The 15884-nt window shown below is 71.7% G+C and carries 11 protein-coding genes; 5 read left to right on the top strand and 6 right to left on the bottom strand.

What is annotated here, in order from left to right:
• Positions 1-39: 39 nt before the first annotated feature.
• The 3 genes from ABZ463_RS01175 to ABZ463_RS01165 all read right to left on the bottom strand — a co-directional run bounded on the left by ABZ463_RS01175 (position 40) and on the right by ABZ463_RS01165 (position 3853).
• Positions 40-702 (bottom strand): amino acid-binding protein, encoded by a 663-nt coding sequence (locus ABZ463_RS01175; protein WP_352009342.1) that lies wholly within the window; start codon positions 700-702, stop codon positions 40-42.
• 103 nt (positions 703-805) lie between these two features.
• Positions 806-2095: a hypothetical protein gene (locus ABZ463_RS01170; RefSeq protein ID WP_362771822.1), complete on the bottom strand. Its 1290-nt coding sequence runs from the start codon at positions 2093-2095 to the stop codon at positions 806-808.
• Positions 2096-2227: 132 nt separating this feature from the next.
• Positions 2228-3853, bottom strand: a complete 1626-nt coding sequence (locus ABZ463_RS01165; protein ID WP_352009340.1) for a glycoside hydrolase family 13 protein — start codon at positions 3851-3853, stop codon at positions 2228-2230.
• Positions 3854-4214: 361 nt separating this feature from the next.
• Here ABZ463_RS01165 and pulA point away from each other — a divergent pair, with 361 nt between their 5' ends.
• Complete coding sequence (pulA, locus tag ABZ463_RS01160; RefSeq protein WP_362771819.1) at positions 4215-6881, top strand: pullulanase-type alpha-1,6-glucosidase; 2667 nt, start codon at positions 4215-4217, stop codon at positions 6879-6881.
• A 6-nt stretch (positions 6882-6887) separates the two neighbouring features.
• On the opposite strand, the gene ABZ463_RS01155 is transcribed toward pulA, so the two are convergent.
• A complete protein-coding gene (locus tag ABZ463_RS01155; RefSeq protein ID WP_352009338.1) occupies positions 6888-7478 on the bottom strand; it encodes a putative glycolipid-binding domain-containing protein in 591 nt (196 codons plus the stop codon).
• Positions 7479-7616: 138 nt separating this feature from the next.
• On the opposite strand from ABZ463_RS01155, the gene ABZ463_RS01150 reads away from it, so the two are divergent.
• The 4 genes from ABZ463_RS01150 to ABZ463_RS01135 all read left to right on the top strand — a co-directional run bounded on the left by ABZ463_RS01150 (position 7617) and on the right by ABZ463_RS01135 (position 13328).
• The gene (locus ABZ463_RS01150; RefSeq protein ID WP_352009337.1) at positions 7617-8597 is read left to right on the top strand and encodes an alpha/beta hydrolase family protein; all 981 of its coding nucleotides are present in this window, start codon (positions 7617-7619) and stop codon (positions 8595-8597) included.
• 187 nt (positions 8598-8784) lie between these two features.
• Positions 8785-10842, top strand: a complete 2058-nt coding sequence (locus ABZ463_RS01145; protein ID WP_352009336.1) for an N-acetylneuraminate synthase family protein — start codon at positions 8785-8787, stop codon at positions 10840-10842.
• Between the two features lie 270 nt (positions 10843-11112).
• On the top strand, positions 11113-12042 hold the full coding sequence (locus ABZ463_RS01140) for a glycosyltransferase family 2 protein (protein ID WP_352009335.1): 930 nt from the start codon (positions 11113-11115) through the stop codon (positions 12040-12042).
• Positions 12039-13328 carry a polysialyltransferase family glycosyltransferase gene (locus ABZ463_RS01135; protein WP_362771816.1) on the top strand — a complete coding sequence of 430 codons (1290 nt, stop codon included), beginning with the start codon at positions 12039-12041 and terminating at the stop codon, positions 13326-13328. The genes ABZ463_RS01140 and ABZ463_RS01135 overlap by 4 nt, the downstream gene beginning before the upstream one ends.
• A gap of 254 nt (positions 13329-13582) precedes the next feature.
• Here the strand turns inward: ABZ463_RS01135 and ABZ463_RS01130 are convergent, their stop codons facing one another.
• Positions 13583-14764, bottom strand: a complete 1182-nt coding sequence (locus ABZ463_RS01130) for a DUF6716 putative glycosyltransferase (protein WP_352009333.1) — start codon at positions 14762-14764, stop codon at positions 13583-13585.
• Between the two features lie 11 nt (positions 14765-14775).
• A complete protein-coding gene (locus tag ABZ463_RS01125) occupies positions 14776-15813 on the bottom strand; it encodes a hypothetical protein (protein ID WP_352009332.1) in 1038 nt (345 codons plus the stop codon).
• Between the last annotated feature and the right edge of the window lie 71 nt (positions 15814-15884).

The following is a 15884-nucleotide window of genomic DNA, read 5'->3' as shown; positions in this document are numbered from 1 at the left end:
CCGGGGACCCGGATCACGGCAAGGCCCGGATGAACGGCCTCAGACGCCCTGAGGGGTCTGCGGCGCGGTGCTGCGGCCGATGATGGAGACGATCTCCACGACACGGACCGCGCGGTCCAGCTCGGCGCGGTGGAACGGAGGTCCCTCCGTACGTGCGAGGACCAGATGGAGTCCCGCGCCGGGGACGGGCACGCTCATGAAGCGGTGACGTCCCCCGGTGAGCGCGCAGGGGCGCAGGGCGGTGAGGTCGGCCGATCCGATCCCGGACAGGCCTCCCCGTTCGTCGAGGGACTCCGGCGCCTGCCAGCTTCGGTGGACGAGTTCGCCGCTCTCGGAGGAGACGACGACCGCCCACTCGGCGCTCACCAGGTCCGGGATGGCGTCGACCAGGGTGGCGAAGGCCCGCCCCGGCTCCGCGACGACGTGCCTGAGCAGGTCGTAGTCGGGGGACGTCCCGGGGATCTCCCTGGTCCGCCAGACGGCCTCGACACGGATGCCCGGCACGGCGGAGAGCCGGTCCCTGACACCCTCCGGGCCGAACGGTCCCGGCCAGGAGACGGTGAAGTCGTCGACGACCCGCCCCGCCTCACGTTCCAGCACCGTCACCTGGAGGATGTCGGCGCCCAGCGTGCCGAGCACCCGGGCCACCTGGCCCAGGGCCCCCGGCCTGTCGGGAAAGGACACCCGCAGTCGCAACATCATCGTCGATCCCCCCTCTCCGAACACAGGGTGTCCTAGACAGGTTTCACGGATGTTCCGGGGAGATGTCCAAGATAAGACCTTAAATCCGAAAAATTCGGAAAGCTTAGTGCTGGTAGGCGCCCGCGTCGGGAACCACCGAAGGGGCCTTCCCCGCCAGGTCACGGGCCTGGGAGGCGCCGCCGTACCAGGCAGGGTTGAGTTTGAGGCCCCGGCCGAGGGCCGGGGAGCCCGGCTTCAGGCGCAGGTCGTTCCCACCCCTGAAGCGCGGATCGGCGACGACGGACCGCGAGCCGAGCTTGAACCCGCGGGACCTGCCCCGGTAGACGCTGCCGCCCTCGTCGGCCCCCGCACCGTCCTCGTAGCCCATCTGGCCGCCGACCACGATGACGTTGTTGCGCAGTTTGAGGATGGCCGGGGAGCAGCCGTCGTGACACGACCAGCCGATGGTGTCGCGGGCGGGGAGGTACACCGAGTTCTGCACCGCCACCGTGCCGAGCACCGGCCCGACCACATGACCGGCGCCCCGGGTGATCAGGAAGGAGCCGCGTTTGCGTGAGGAGGTCACCACGTTGAAGGCGAACACGTTCCCGGTCGCGGTCCTGCCCTTGCGCGCGCCCAGCTCCGCGAAGGTCTCGTTGTCGCGGGCGATGTTCCTGACCACCCGGTTGCGGTCGCCGTTGAACACCTCGACCGCGGCGCCGTCGGTGCCGTAGTCCTGGCTGGCGGCGTAGCTGCCGGTGATGACGTTGTCGGAGACCAGGTTGTCGTCGCCGTTGAGCAGCACACCGAAGGCGCCGGAGTCGTTGTCACCGCCGTTGTCGTTGACGCTCATGCGGTCGTTGCGGGTCAGCACGCTGTTCCTCAGGACGTTGCGCGCTCCGACGAGGTTGACGCCGCTGGCGTTGCGGTCGGCCAGGACGCCGTCGAGCTCGTTGTCGTCTCCGGTCACCTCGAAGCCCGCCCACTGGCAGCCGCTCGCGCGCACCCCGGTCACCCGCAGGTGGGAGCCGCCGAGCACCACGCAGCTCTCCGTGCCCTCGCCGCCGACCTTCGGCGCCGAGCCCGTGCCGTACGGCTCGACCACGACGGGCCGCGCCGCGGTGCCCTTCGCGCGAAGCCGCAGCGGTCCCTGCCACACTCCGCCGCGACTGAGCCGCACCACGTCGCCGGGGCGCAACCTGGCGTCGTTGACCCTGCCCAGGGAACGCCACGCCTTCTCCGGCGAGGTGCCCGCGGCCGCGTCGTCGCCCTTCTCGGAGTCGACGTAGTAGACGCCGCCCGCCCGCGCCTGGGCGGGGCCGGGGACCGCGACGAGGAGACCGCTCACGGTGAACACCGCGAGAGCGGGAACGGTCCACCGCGGAATGATCGACTCCATGTAGGCACGTCCCATCGCTGAGTGACGGTCAGCGGAGATCCTGGCACAGGGAGCCCCCGCCGGACCATCGGGGGCGGCAGGCACCCAGCGAACCGTTACAACTCTTTCACCGGCGTTGAGGTGGGCATTGCCCGGCGAACGGCGCTCTCACGCGCCCTCGCGCTCCCACCAGACAGCGGAGTCGGGGGCGAGCCGCGCCAGGCCGCCCTCGATTACCGGCTCCTCGCTGGCCAGCAGGACACGTCCCGGCGCGGGCAGTTCGACCGGCTCACCGGTCAGGTTGACCGTGCAGGCGAACCCCTCGCCACGGGCGAAGGCCAGCGTCCCCTCCGGGGAGGGCAGCCACGCCAGAGCGTCCTCGCCGAAGGAGCCCCGGGCGCGCCTGACCTCCAGGGCCCGCCGGTACAGGTTGAGCGTGGAGGAGGGGTCGGCCAGCTGCGACTCGACGCTGAGCGGCCCCCACGAGGCGGGTATCGGCAGCCAGGGGTCCTCGCCGCCCGGCAGGCCGAAGCCGAGGTGCGGCTCGGCCTCGTTCCACGGCAGGGGCACCCGGCAGCCGTCCCTGCCCGCCTCCGGGTCGCGCAGCCGCTGCGGGTCGTGCAGGAACTCCTCCGGCAGGTCAAGGACCTCGGGCAGGCCGAGCTCCTCCCCCTGGTAGACGTAGGCCGATCCGGGCAGGCCGAGCGTCAGCAGCGCCGCGGCGCGGGCCCTGCGCAGGCCCGTCCCGCCGCCGCCGTAGCGGGTGACGTGCCGTTTGACGTCGTGGTTGGACAGCACCCAGGTGGTCGGGGCGCCAACCGACCCGGCGGTGTCCAGAGACTCCTGGATCACCGCGCGGAACGCCGCCGCCTCCCACGGGGTGCCCAGGAAGTGGAAGTTGAAGGCCTGGTGCAGCTCGTCGGGGCGGACGTAACGGGCCAGCCGTCCCGGGGAGGGCGCCCACGCCTCGGCGACGCCGATCCGCTCGCCGGGGTAGGAGTCCAGGAGCCTGCGCCAGGCCCGGTGGATGTCGTGGACGCCGTCCTGGTCGAAGAACGGCACCACGTCGGTGCCGATCATCCGGATCTGGTCGGGATGGCCGACGTCGGGCAGCCCCGGCGCCTTGACCATGCCGTGCGCCACGTCCACCCGGAAGCCGTCGACGCCCAGGTCGAGCCAGAAGCGCAGGACCGACTCGAACTCGGCGTGGACCTCGGGATTCTCCCAGTTCAGGTCGGGCTGCTCGGGGGCGAACAGGTGGAGGTACCACTCGCCGTCCGGCAGCCGGGTCCAGGCGCGCCCCCCGAAGATCGACTCCCAGTCGTTCGGCGGCAGCTCCCCGTTCTCGCCCCTGCCCTCGCGGAAGACGTAGCGCTCCCGCTCCGGGCTGCCCGGTCCCGCCTCAAGCGCCTCCCTGAACCAGGCGTGCCGGTCGGAGGTGTGGTTGGGCACGACGTCCACGATCACCCTCAGCCCGTACCGATGCGCCTCCTCGACGAGCGCGGCGGCGTCGGCCAGCGTCCCGAAGATCGGATCGACGTCCCGGTAGTCCGCCACGTCGTAGCCGAAGTCGGCCATCGGCGAGGTGTAGAACGGGGTCAGCCAGAGGGCGTCGACACCCAGGTCCGCGAGGTACGGCAGGCGCCCGCGCACCCCGAGCAGGTCACCGATCCCGTCCCCGTTGCCGTCGGCGAAACTGCGCACGTAGACCTGGTAGATCACCGCGTCGCGCCACCAGCGGGTGGCCGTCCCGTCTGCTCCGCCGGGGCGGTGGGATTGGGCGAGTTCGGTCATGGGGGTCCCCCGATCAGACGACTGTCAGACCGTGACGCCCGGCGGGCCCACGGTATGGCGGTCCCCGCCGCGGCCGGGGACGGACCACCGGGCCGGGCAGGATACGCCGGACGTTACGCGGCGGTACGCCGAAGCGAAAGAATTTGCCGCAACTTTCTGCAAACTTGTTACAGGAAGATGTCAAGACAGGGCCCGGAGCGCCCACCAGGAAAGTCACCATATATCCGTCTAGCTGCATGTTTCTCACTCCGGAGGCACCGAGGACTTCCGATGAAACCCCCGTAACCGCTTGCGTCACGGCCGCCTCGCGGGGAACGAGGAGGTCAGGAAAGCGTGCCCGTGAGGCGAGGAGACCGCGAACGTGAGCCAGGCAACGGAGCACGACGGCGCAGGGGGTGACATCGATCCCGGCCGGGCGTGGGCGCACTGGATCGACGGCGGGACGGTCGTCTGGGACCTGGACGGGGACCCGGCCGGGTTCGGCCACAGCCTGCTCCTGTCCGGCGAGGGCGGCATCGCCCGCACGGGCGGGGACCTGACCGGCGCCCTCGGGGTCATCCGCCTGTCCCCCGGCTCGCTCACCGCCGCGCAGCTGGCCGTACGGCCTCACCTGGCCGGGCGGACGGCCTTCACGGTCGATCCGCGTGACGCGGGCCTGGTCCCCTCGGCACTGCGCGGCCAGGTGGTCGCCGTGCGGCGGGACCCGGCGGGGGCGCCGCTGGCCGCGACCGGGGTGCAGATCGCCGGGGTGCTCGACGACCTCTACCGGGCGGCGGCCGACGCCGAGCTGGGCCCGGTCTGGGAGGACGGCGTCCCCAGGGTCTCGGTCTGGGCCCCGACCGCCGGGAGGGTACGGCTGGCGCTGTACGACACCCCCTCCGGGGCGGGCCGTACCGTGCGTCCGATGCGGCGCGACGACGGGACGGGCGTCTGGTCGGTCACCGGCGACCCGTCGTGGAGGGGGCGCTACTACACCTTCCTGGTCACGGTTTACGCCCCGGCCGCGGGAAAGGTCGTCGTCAACGAGGTCACCGACCCCTACGGCCTGTCGCTGTCGGCCGGCTCCACGCGCAGCCAGTTCGCCGACCTCGCCGACCCCGCCCTGGCCCCGGAGGGCTGGGCCGAACTGCGCAAGCCCCCCGTCACCCGGCACCGGCCGGTGATCCACGAACTGCACGTGCGCGACTTCTCCGCCGGCGACCCGTCGGTCCCCGAGGAGGAGCGGGGCACCTACGCCGCCTTCGCCCGGGACTCGGCGGGGACGGCGGAGCTGCGCTCCCTGGCCCGGGACGGCCTGACCCACGTGCACCTGCTGCCGGTCTTCGACTTCGCCACCGTCCCGGACCGCCGGTCCGAGCGGACCGAGCCGGACGGCGACCTGGCCTCGATGCCGCCGGACTCCGAGCTGCAGCAGGAACATGTGGCCCTGACCGCGGCGCGGGACTCCTACAACTGGGGCTACGACCCGCTGCACCACACGGTGCCCGAGGGTTCCTACGCCTCCGACCCCGACGGGACGGCGCGGATCGTGGAGTTGCGGCGGATGGTCGCCGAACTGAACCGGATGGGGCTGCGGGTGGTCATGGACGTGGTCTACAACCACGCCTACGCCTGCGGTCAGCACCCCTCGGCCGTGCTCGACCGGCTCGTGCCCGGCTACTACCACCGGCTGCTCGACGACGGCACGGTCGCCACCTCGACCTGCTGCGCGAACACCGCCCCCGAGCACCTCATGATGGGCAGACTCGTCGTCGACTCCGTCGTCACCTGGGCCCGCGAGTACAAGGTGGACGGCTTCAGGTTCGACCTGATGGGCCATCACCCGAAGGCGAACCTCCTGGCGGTTCGCGAGGCCCTCGACCGGCTCACCCCCGGCGCCGACGGCGTGGACGGCACCTCGGTCCTGCTGTACGGCGAGGGCTGGGACTTCGGCGAGGTCGCGGGCGGCGCCCGTTTCGAGCAGGCGACCCAGACCGCCATGGCGGGCACCGGGATCGCCACCTTCAGCGACCGGCTGCGGGACGCGGTGCGCGGCGGCGGCCCCTTCGACGCCGACCCGAGGGTGCGGGGCTTCGGTTCCGGCCTGGCGGGACCGCCCGACGACTCACCCGTGAACGGCACGCCCGAGCAGCGGCGGGGGCGGCTGCTGTACTACCAGGACCTGATCAAGGCGGGGCTCGCGGGCAACCTGCGCGACTACGCCTTCACCGCCTCGGACGGCAGGTGGACGCAGGCCTCGGAGATCGGCTACAACGGCTCCCCCGCCGGGTACACCGCCTCACCCGGCGAGGTCGTCACCTATGTGGACGCCCACGACAACGAGACGCTGTTCGACGCGCTGGCCTACAAGCTGCCCAGGTCGACGACGATGGCCGACCGGGTGCGGATGCAGACGCTCTCGCTGGCCACCGTACTGCTCGGGCAGGGCCTCGCGTTCGTGCACGCGGGCAGCGAACGGCTCCGCTCGAAGTCCTTCGACCGCAACTCCTACGACTCGGGCGACTGGTTCAACCGGCTGCTGTGGGACCCCGCGCTGGGCAACGGGTTCGGCGCGGGCCTCCCCCCGAGGGCGGGCAACGAGGCCAGATGGGAGTACGCCAGGCCACTGCTGGCCGACCCCGCCCTCAGACCGGGCCGCGCGGCGATCCGCTCGGCCAGGGCGAGGTACGGCGAGTTGCTGAGGATCCGCGCCTCGTCCCCCGCCTTCGCGCTCGGCTCCCTCGACGAGGTGCAGGCGCGCCTGTCCTTCCCCGCCGCCGGGCCGCGGGAGATCCCCGGCGTGGTGACCATGCATCTGGACTCCGACGGCCTCGACCCGCACCGGACGTCGCTGACGGTCGTCTTCAACGCGACACCGGGGACCGTGACGCAGGCCGTCGCGGCGCTGGCGGGCGCCCGGGTGGAACTGCACCCCGTCCAGGCAGGCGGCGGCGACCCCGTCGTCCGGAGGTCCGGCTTCGACCCCGCGACCGGCACGCTGAGCGTCCCCGCCCGCACGGTCGCCGTCTTCGTACGGCCCGCTCCCTGAGAGGCGTCACCAGGCCGGGGAGGCGTCCCCGCTCATCAGCCTGGCCAGCCCCGGGTAGTCGGCGACGACGCCGTCCCCGTCGAGGGTGAGGTCGGCGCCGAAGCCCTCTCCCTCGAAGCGCACCCGGCCCTGCGCCAGGTGGACGTAGCGCTGCGGGTGACGGGTCACGTGCAGGTGGGGCACCCCGACCCAGGCGGTGACGAGGTCGATCCGCCCGTCGTTGGCGTCGAGGCCGTGGCGCAGGATCGGCATGGTGTTGGTCAGCGGAGACAGCGCGAGATCGCAGTCGAGCGCGTCGCCCAGGGCGTTCACGTCGCCGCCCGGGGACGGCCCGCCCAGGTTCCCCTCCTCCTTGGTCTCGCAGGACCAGGCTCCGTGCACGGAGCGGCGCAGGTCGAGCGCCCGGTGCCAGCCCGCTCCGTGGACCCGCACCGACAGCAGTTCGGTGACGTATCCGGTCAGGGTGCGCAGGGTGTACTCAAGGCGGTAGGGCACGGGGTCGGTGCCGATCGCCACCCCGACCGCCGTCAGCTCCGCCCCGAGGTCCACCTCGGCGTACTCGGCGCCCCCGTCCTTCATCCACACCAGCCCGCGCATCCGCCGTCCCCTCTCCCCCGGATGTCCCCGACCCCTGCGGAACGGCCGTACCCCGGCAGGCCATGACGAACCATTACGCCACGGCGTGCCGCCGCCCGGCACTTCCGGTGATCGCGAAGTTTCGCCAGGATTGGTCCCGTGAACCGCACAGCCGCACGCCTCGGAGTCCTCCTGCTCGCCGGAGCGGCCGTGGCGGCCGTGCTCCTGGCGCTGCTGACCCCCTTCTCCTCCGGCGGGACACCGCGTGGCCCGGAGATGTCCCCGCTCGGCTCCGGGCCGGGAAGCGTCCACGTCAACCGGCTGAGCGAGCGCGACCACGAGCTCACGATCCGCTCGGCCGCGCTGGGACGCGAGGGCATGGTCCGGGTGCTGCTGCCCGGCGGGTGGCGCCCCGGATCGGGGCCGTGGCCGGTGCTGTACCTGCTCAACGGGTGCTGCCAGTCCGAGTACGACGCGTGGACGACCCAGGGGGAGGCGGCCAGGCTCACCTCGGCCTATCCGGTGATCGTGGTCATCCCCGAGGGGGGCCAGGTGGGCTTCTACTCGGACTGGCGGGAGGGACCCGCCTGGGAGACCTTCCACCTCACCGAGGTCCGCCGCGTCCTGGAGCGCGACTACGGCGCCGGGGACCGCAGGGCGGTGGCGGGGCTGTCCATGGGCGGGCTCGGCGCGATGTCCTACGCGGCCCGTCACCCGGGGATGTTCCGGGCGGCGGCCTCCTTCTCCGGTGTGCTGAACACCCTCGACGGCAACAACGGCGTCGACTGGCTGCTCAACGAGTACGGCGAGGACTCCGCCGACCTGTGGGGCGGCCACCGCGACCCCGCCTGGGCCGCGCACAACCCGGCCGACCTGACCGCCGGGCTGCGCGGAGTGCGGCTCTTCGTCTCCTGCGGGGACGGCACACCCGGGTCTCTCGACCCGCTGGGCACCGCCCCCGACCGCGGGGAGGCCACTCTGCTGCGTCAGGCGCAGACCTTCGTCAACCGGGCCCAGGCGAACGGCGCGCGGGTCGTGACCGACTTCTACGGCCCCGGAACCCACAGCTGGCCGTACTGGCGGCAGAGCCTGGAACGGGCGCTGCCCATGCTCATGGACTCCATCGGCGCGAGCGCCTGACCGCGCACGGCGACACATCCGGTATGCCCCACACTGCCCTCCGTGTTGGAGCCCCCGGCTCTCCGGAAAGTTAAGACGACCGACTCTGGGCGTTCAGCTCAGTCACCCCTGTCCGGTCACCCCCGTGACTAGCGTTCCTAAAACGCCCCAGCTCAGGGGCATTTGCCGCATGTCACGAGGAGCAACCTTGCGAGTCCTGGCCGTTGTCCCCGCCCGTGGAGGATCAGCGGGCGTCCCGCTGAAGAACCTGGCCGCGGTCGGCGGCACTCCCCTGGTCGCCCGCGCGGTCAAGGCCTGCCTGCGGGCCGAACTGATCGACGAGGTGGTGGTCAGCACCGACCACAGGGGGATCGCCGAGGCGGCCCGTGAGGCGGGGGCGACCGTGATCGAACGCCCCGAGGAGCTGAGCGGCGCGACCGCCTCAAGCGAGTCGGCCGTCCTGCACGTCCTCGACCACCTGTCCGACGTGCCGGACGTGGTCGTCCTGGTGCAGTGCACCAGCGCGTTCATCGACCCGGCCGACCTGGACGGCGCGATCGTCAAGGTCCTCGACGGCACCGCGGACGTGGTGTTCTCCGGGCTGGAGACGCACGAGTTCCTGTGGAGCTCGGCGGGCGCGGGCATCAACCACGACCCCGCGCACCGGCCGCGCCGCCAGGACCGCGAGCCCGACTACCGCGAGACCGGCGCCTTCTACGTGATGCGCACCGAAGGCCTGCGCGAGCACGGTCACCGCTTCTTCGGCGCCGTCTCCGTGCAGCCCGTCCCCGCCAGGCACGCCCTGGAGATCGACTCTCCCGAGGACCTGGAGATCGTCAGGGCCCTCGCGCCGTTCGTCGACCTGCCCGAGCCCATCGACGTGGACGCGGTGATCACCGACTTCGACGGCGTGCACACCGACGACCGCGCCTACGTGGACCAGGACGGCCACGAGACGGTCGCGGTCAGCCGCTCCGACGGCATGGGCATCTCCCTGCTGCGCAGGGCGGGCGTCAAGCTGATGATCATGTCGACCGAGCAGAACCCGGTGGTCACCGCTCGTGCCCGCAAGCTCGGCGTGCCCGTCCTGCAGGGGCTGACCGACAAGCGGACCGTGCTGCGCGACTGGCTGGCCATCGAGGGCATCGACCCCTCCCGCGTCGCCTACGTCGGCAACGACGTCAACGACCTCGGCCCGATGGGCGACGTCGGCTGGCCCGTCGCGGTCCCCGACGCCCACCCCAAGGTCCGCGCCGCGGCCAGGACCGTGCTGACCAGGCCCGGCGGGGCCGGAGCCGTACGGGAACTGTGCGACCGCGTCCTGGCCGCGCGCCCCGCGACGGAGACGGCCGTGACCCCCGCCCCCAGGACCGAGCTGCGGCTCTCCCCGGTCGCCAAGCCGGTCCAGATCGGCGACGCGCTGGTCGGCTCGGGCCAGCCGGTCTACGTGATCGGCGAGATCGGCATCAACCACAACGGCGACATCGACATCGCGCGCAGGCTCATCGACGTGGCCGCCGAGGCGGGCTGCCAGGCGGTCAAGTTCCAGAAGCGCACCCCGGAGATCTGCGTGCCGCTTGAGCAGCGCGACCAGATCCGGCAGACGCCGTGGGGCGAGATGACCTACATGGAGTACAAGGTCAGGACCGAGTTCGGTCTCGACGAGTACACCGAGATCGCCAGGTACTGCCAGGAGCGCGGCCTGCACTGGTTCGCCTCGCCGTGGGACGTGCCCTCGGTCGAGTTCCTTGAGGCCATGGACGTCGTCACGCACAAGGTCGCCTCGGCCAGCGTCACCGACGTGGAGCTGCTGCAGGCCCTGGCCGCGACCGGCAAGCCGATCATCCTCTCGACCGGCATGTCCACCCTTGAGGAGATCGACAGGGCGGTGGAGATCCTCGGCACCTCCAAGCTGGTGCTGATGCACGCGACCTCCACCTACCCCCTGCCGCCCGAGGAGGCCAACCTCCGCACGATCGTCACCCTCCAGGAGCGCTACGGCGTGCCCGTCGGCTACTCCGGCCACGAGCGCGGCCTGCAGATCTCCCTGGCCGCGGTGACGCTGGGCGCGGTGACCGTCGAGCGGCACATCACGCTGGACCGCACCATGTGGGGCTCCGACCACGCCGCCTCGCTCGAACCCTCGGGCCTGGAGCACCTGGTCCGTGACATCCGCATCATCGAGACCGCCCTCGGCGACGGCGTCAAGCGCGTCTTCCCCGGCGAGGAGGCCCCGAAGGCCCGGCTGCGGAGGGTGCGGGTCTGAACTGTGTCTCTTTGCGACGCCTTCGGCGTCGCGGGCTGTGTTCCTTTGCTCCGCCTGGCGGCGTCGCGGGCTTGGGCGCCCCGCGTCGGCGCTTTCCCTCGTCACTCCGTCGCTTCGCTCCTGCGTTCCTCAGTCCAAGCACCGACGCGCCCAAGCCGAAACTCCTCACGCTTGGGGCCGGTAAAGCACAAGATCAAAAACCTCACGTGTAGGGCTTAGGAAGCCTCCGCGTGGGGGTCGAATCACCAGAGAAAACAGAAAAGGGAAAACTTGATCACGTTGTCCGTCGTCGTCCCGGTCAAGGACGCCGAGCTCTACATCTCCGACGCGTTGACCTCCCTGGTCAGGAACGCGCGCAGGGACTTCGAGTTCATCGTGGTCGACGACGGATCGACGGACGCCACCGGGCAGATCATCGAGGACTTCCGCGACGAGCTGCCCGGCCTGGTCGTAGTGCACAACGACAGGCCGGTCGGGCTCGCCGACGCCCGCAACCTCGGGACCTCGCTGGCCTCCGGGCGCTACCTGACCTTCATGGACGGCGACGACTGGCTGGCGCCCGGCTACCTCGCCGAACTGACCGGGGCGATCGAACGGCTCGGATGTGACTTCGTCCGGGTGGACCACGTCCAGGCCGAGGGGCGCAAACGGGTGATCCACCGGGCGCCGCTCGCCGTACGGGAGACGGTGCTGAAGCCCCGCGACCACATCCTGCCCACCGGGGTGAAGACGATGGTCGACTACCCCTACGCGTGGGCCGGGATCTACCGTCGCGACCTGGGTGAGCTGCTGACCTTCCCCGGGCACCTGCACACCGCCGAGGACCGGCCGTGGATCTGGCGCCTGCACCGGCAGGCGGGCTCGTTCGCGGTGGTCTCGCTCGCGGGCCTGTTCTACCGCAGGATGGTCGCCGGCTCGCTGACCCAGGTGGGCGACGCCAGGCAGCTGCACTTCTTCGACGCCTTCGACCTGGTCCTCTCCGACCTGGAGGAGGAGTTCGCCCCGAAGGCGGTGCGGACCTTCTGCGCCCTCCTCGCCCACCATCTGGAGCTGGCCGACCGCTTCTCCCCCGACCTGCGCGCCCGCTTCGAAAAGCGCGGCGCCGACGCCCTCAGGCGGTTGCCCTCCGACCTGCTCGCCGCGGGCCGGCTGGAGCCGGAGCGCGACCAGATCCTGCAGACACTGCTGGAGACCCGATGACACAGCTGTTCTACGCCTCGACGCTGTTCGGCGCGATGACGCTCGGGGCGGCGATCGACGAGGGGCTCTTCGGCCCGCACCCGGGCCGCAGGATCCTGCTGGTCTCGAACAACGCGGCCATCCCGGAGATCACCCCCTCCCTCGACCAGGCCCCCGGCTTCGCCGCGCTGCGTCCCCGGTTCGACGAGGTGTGGTCGTGGAACGACATCGTGGCGCCGCTGCACCCCTCCGACTGGAAGGCCCGCATCATCGAGGTCCCGATGCTGGGCCGTCTCCTGCGTTCCTACCTCTCCCTTGAGGAGGGGCCCCGGGAACTGATCCTGGAGTCCATCGCGGTGCCGCCCGCCAGGACGATCGCCGGCCTGGTCAAGGACTGCCCGATCACGGTCTACTCCGACGGCCTGATGAGCTACGGCCCGACCCGTGACCCCCTGCCGCAGGAGATCTCGGGGCGGATCACCCGCCTGCTCCACCTGGACCTCGTTCCCGGCCTGTCGCCGCTGCTGCTCTCCGAGTACGGCGTGCCCGCGGTCGCCCTGCCCGACCGGGCCTTCCTCGACGTCCTCGCCCAGGCGGAACGGCTCACGCACGGCACGCGGGGCCTTCCCCGCGGTCAGGCGATGATCCTCGGCCAGTACCTGTCGGCGCTCGACATCGTCACCCAGGACGAGGAGGCCGGGCTGCACGCGGACATGCTGCGCGGTCTGGCCGCGAGGGGGTTTCGCTCGGTGCTGTTCAAGCCGCACCCGGCGGGCGGGCGGCGACACGCCCAGCGGCTCCGCGAGACGGCCGCGGAGCTGGGGGTTGAACTGACGGTCGTCGGGGAGAGCGTCCCCGCCGAGTCGTGTTTCGCCACGCTTGAACCCGAGCTGGTCGTCGGCTGCTTCTCCACCGCCCTGGTGACCGCGAGCAGGCAGTTCGGGCTGCCGGTCGCGACGCTCGGAGGCGACCTGGTGCTCGAACGGCTGGCGCCGTACGAGAACAGCAACCGCGTCCCGGTCACGATCACCGACGTCCTGCTCCCCCGCCTGTCCCCCGACGGGTCGCTGGAGGAGCCGCCCCCGGTCGATCTTCCCGCGCTGGTGGGCGCCGTCGGCTACTGCATGCAGAGCACCGTCCACCCCGGGCTGCGTGAACGGGCCGTCGCGTATCTGGAGGCCAACGGCCCCGCCCGCTACTTCAAGCGTCAGCGCCTGACAGCCCTGGACCTGCTCCCCACCACACCCGCCCCGGAGCCGGGCCCCCTGGGCAAAATCCGCCGCCGCCTCTCCAAGGCCCTCTCCTGACCCGCCGGCACCCCGCTTCTTGCACCCTCACGAGGGGGGCTCCCCGCCCCAAGCGTGAGGGTTTTGGTCTTGTGCCTTACCGGCGCCAAGCGTGAGGAGTGTCGGCTTGGGCGCGTCGGTGCTTGGACTGAGGAACGCAGGAGCGAAGCGACGGAGTGACGAGGGAAAGCACCGACTCGGGGCGACCAAGCCCCGCGACGCCGCCAGGCGGCGCAAAGAGACACAACCCGCGACGCCGCCAGGCGGAGCAAAAGTCACAGTTTCAGGTAGCGGCGCATGCGGCGTTTGGCGCGGTAGCCGACTCGGAGGACGTTGGGCGGCACCTCCACGCGCAGGCGGGCGCGCCTGCGGGCTGCGGCGTACTGCGGGCCGTCCAGCAGGGAGGTCGCGGGGACGAGGCGTCCCGAGCGGGACTGGCCGACGAGGGCGACCATCTGCGACACCCAGTCGCTCTCACCGTTCGGGTGGAAGTAGTTCGCCCTGCACCAGGCCTCGTCCGGGGTGTGGAAACGGCCCTGAGCCAGGTCGTCCATGGTGCCGAGCAGACCGCTTCCCTCGAAGACCAGGTTGATCATCTCGGCGCTGACGCCGAAGTCGGACAGCACCAGCAGCGGCACGTCCTGGGCGATGGCCTCCAGTGCGGCGGTCGAGCTGACGGTGACGAATCCGGCGGCGTGCGCCAGGTGCTCGTGCATGGCTCCGGCGGCGAACCGCACCGCGCCGGGGCGGACCCGCCCCTCGGTCTCCAGGGCCTGCCACAGACGCTGGTAGTTGTGGCGTTCGTTGTGCGTCTGGCGTTCGTTGTCCAGGGCGCGCAGTTTGACGACCACGTCCAGGTCGGGGCGCCGTCCGGCCAGGTCGGCCAGCGCGAGCAGGATCCGTTCCCTGTCCTCCCTGCGCTTGGGCACCTTGGCCTGGGTGGCGAACACGACGCGGTCGCGGGGCCCCGCCGCGGGGACCTGCCCGCTGTCGCGCAGGAACGGCAGCCGGGTGAGGCCGATCTGTCCTCCGCCGCCGAGTTCCTTGCCGATGGTGGAGAACTCCTCGACCTCCCGCCCGCTGTGCAGGACGAACAGGTCGCATCCGCTGCGGAAGATCCATGCCTTCTCGGTCGCCGGGATGGAGATGCCCGGCAGGCCGGAGACGAAGACGGGCCGGGGCGTGAGACCGGAGAGGACCTCGCTGACCAGCACGTCCACCACGGGCCCTGTGCAGGCGACCAGCACCACGTCGGGCCTGAACCGCTCGGCGGCCCTGCGCAGGGCTCTGGCGGACAGCACCGGCGGGTCACCGGCCGCGCCGGCCACGGCCGCGTGGATCTGGGCCGGTGAGGGCGTGATGGGGGTACGGACCACCGTCAGCTCCGCCGTACAGCCCGAGGGCAGGCCCTCAAGCAGGTAGGCGGCCCACTTCAGGTAGGAATCCGAGTCGGCCACGGCCAGGACCTTCAACCTGTGACTCCAGTGTCGTGATGGGCGAACATCGATAGGTGCGTTCTGAGGGAGGGCGCCGCCTGGGCGGTCCACCACTCGTCGGGGACGTCCACGGTCTCCACGACGACGCCGCGGGCCGACAGCAGGACGCGCAGGGAGGTGACCGCGGTCGAGGGCAGGCTCAGGACCCGCTGCTCGGCCTCCAGTCCGCGCAGCGTCATCTCCGCGGGGGCGCCGCCGTCGTAGACGGTGATCCCGGGCTGCCTGCCGACCCTGGCGAGGTCGCCGGGGTCCTCTCTGCGGTGCGGGAAGTAGGCGACGGGCCCGGTCGAGCCGAGTCCGGCCAGCCAGCCGAAGTAGTGGTCGCGGTGGATGAGGCCGTTGCGGACCAGGGAGGTGCCCAGGACGACGGTGCGTTCCCTCGGCCCCGGTCTGCGCATGGGCTGGGACCTGAGCCAGGCGAAGTCGTGGGTGACCAGTTCGGCCCCCCGTGCGCGTACGGCCCGCGCCAGGTCGTCGGGGACGGGCAGCGCCGTGAAGATCGACAGGCGGCCTGCCCGGGCGGCCGCCCGCAGCCGCATGCCCGCGGCCGAGCCGAGCACCTTCCTGAGCGGTCCCGGGGTGGCTCTGGCCCGGAGCAGGGGCGTCCAGAACCGCCCGGTGAGCAGTTCCAGGAGCCTGATCGTGGCGAGCCCGTCGTCGACGATCACCATCCGGCCGGGCAGGGCGGTGAGCCAGGCCGCCTGGACCTTGCCGGAGAAGGCGTCGCCGACCGCCCAGCTCGTCCCCCTGCGGGGCCTGGGCATCTCGGGCGAGGGCTCGTCGAGTTCGAGCCCGGCTGGTGGGCCGAGTTTGGCGATCTCACGGCGGGTGACGGCCAGCGGGCGCAGCCCGGCCCTGGGCACCACTCGTGCGTGGGCGCCGAGCAGCCCCGCGTGGTGGGCCTCCACGGCGCAGAGCATCTGCAGCGGGGACTCCACCCAGGCAACGGCCGAACCCTGCTCCCGCGCGTGGTCTCGACCGTCCTCCACGCCGGGCGATGACCCGTTCACGACCGCCTCACCGTAACCCGGACGTCTTACGGCGCCGGGAACTACGGGTGAACACACGAATATGCCCTCTT

The sequence above is a fragment of the Streptosporangium sp. NPDC020145 genome, from assembly GCF_040631275.1.
Taxonomy (GTDB): Bacteria; Actinomycetota; Actinomycetes; order Streptosporangiales; family Streptosporangiaceae; genus Streptosporangium.
The sequence above is the reverse complement of the archived record's forward strand: the minus strand, read 5'-3'. Positions and strand labels throughout refer to the sequence as shown.

Excerpts from the sequence above, each read along its gene's own strand:
- ABZ463_RS01155 (WP_352009338.1), bottom strand. The coding sequence starts at position 7,478 with ATGCGCGGGCTGGTGTGGATGAAGGACGGGGGCGCCGAGTACGCCGAG.
- ABZ463_RS01175 (WP_352009342.1), bottom strand. The coding sequence starts at position 702 with ATGATGTTGCGACTGCGGGTGTCCTTTCCCGACAGGCCGGGGGCCCTG.
- ABZ463_RS01135 (WP_362771816.1), top strand. The coding sequence starts at position 12,039 with ATGACACAGCTGTTCTACGCCTCGACGCTGTTCGGCGCGATGACGCTC.
- ABZ463_RS01165 (WP_352009340.1), bottom strand. The coding sequence starts at position 3,853 with ATGACCGAACTCGCCCAATCCCACCGCCCCGGCGGAGCAGACGGGACG.
- ABZ463_RS01170 (WP_362771822.1), bottom strand. The coding sequence starts at position 2,095 with ATGGGACGTGCCTACATGGAGTCGATCATTCCGCGGTGGACCGTTCCC.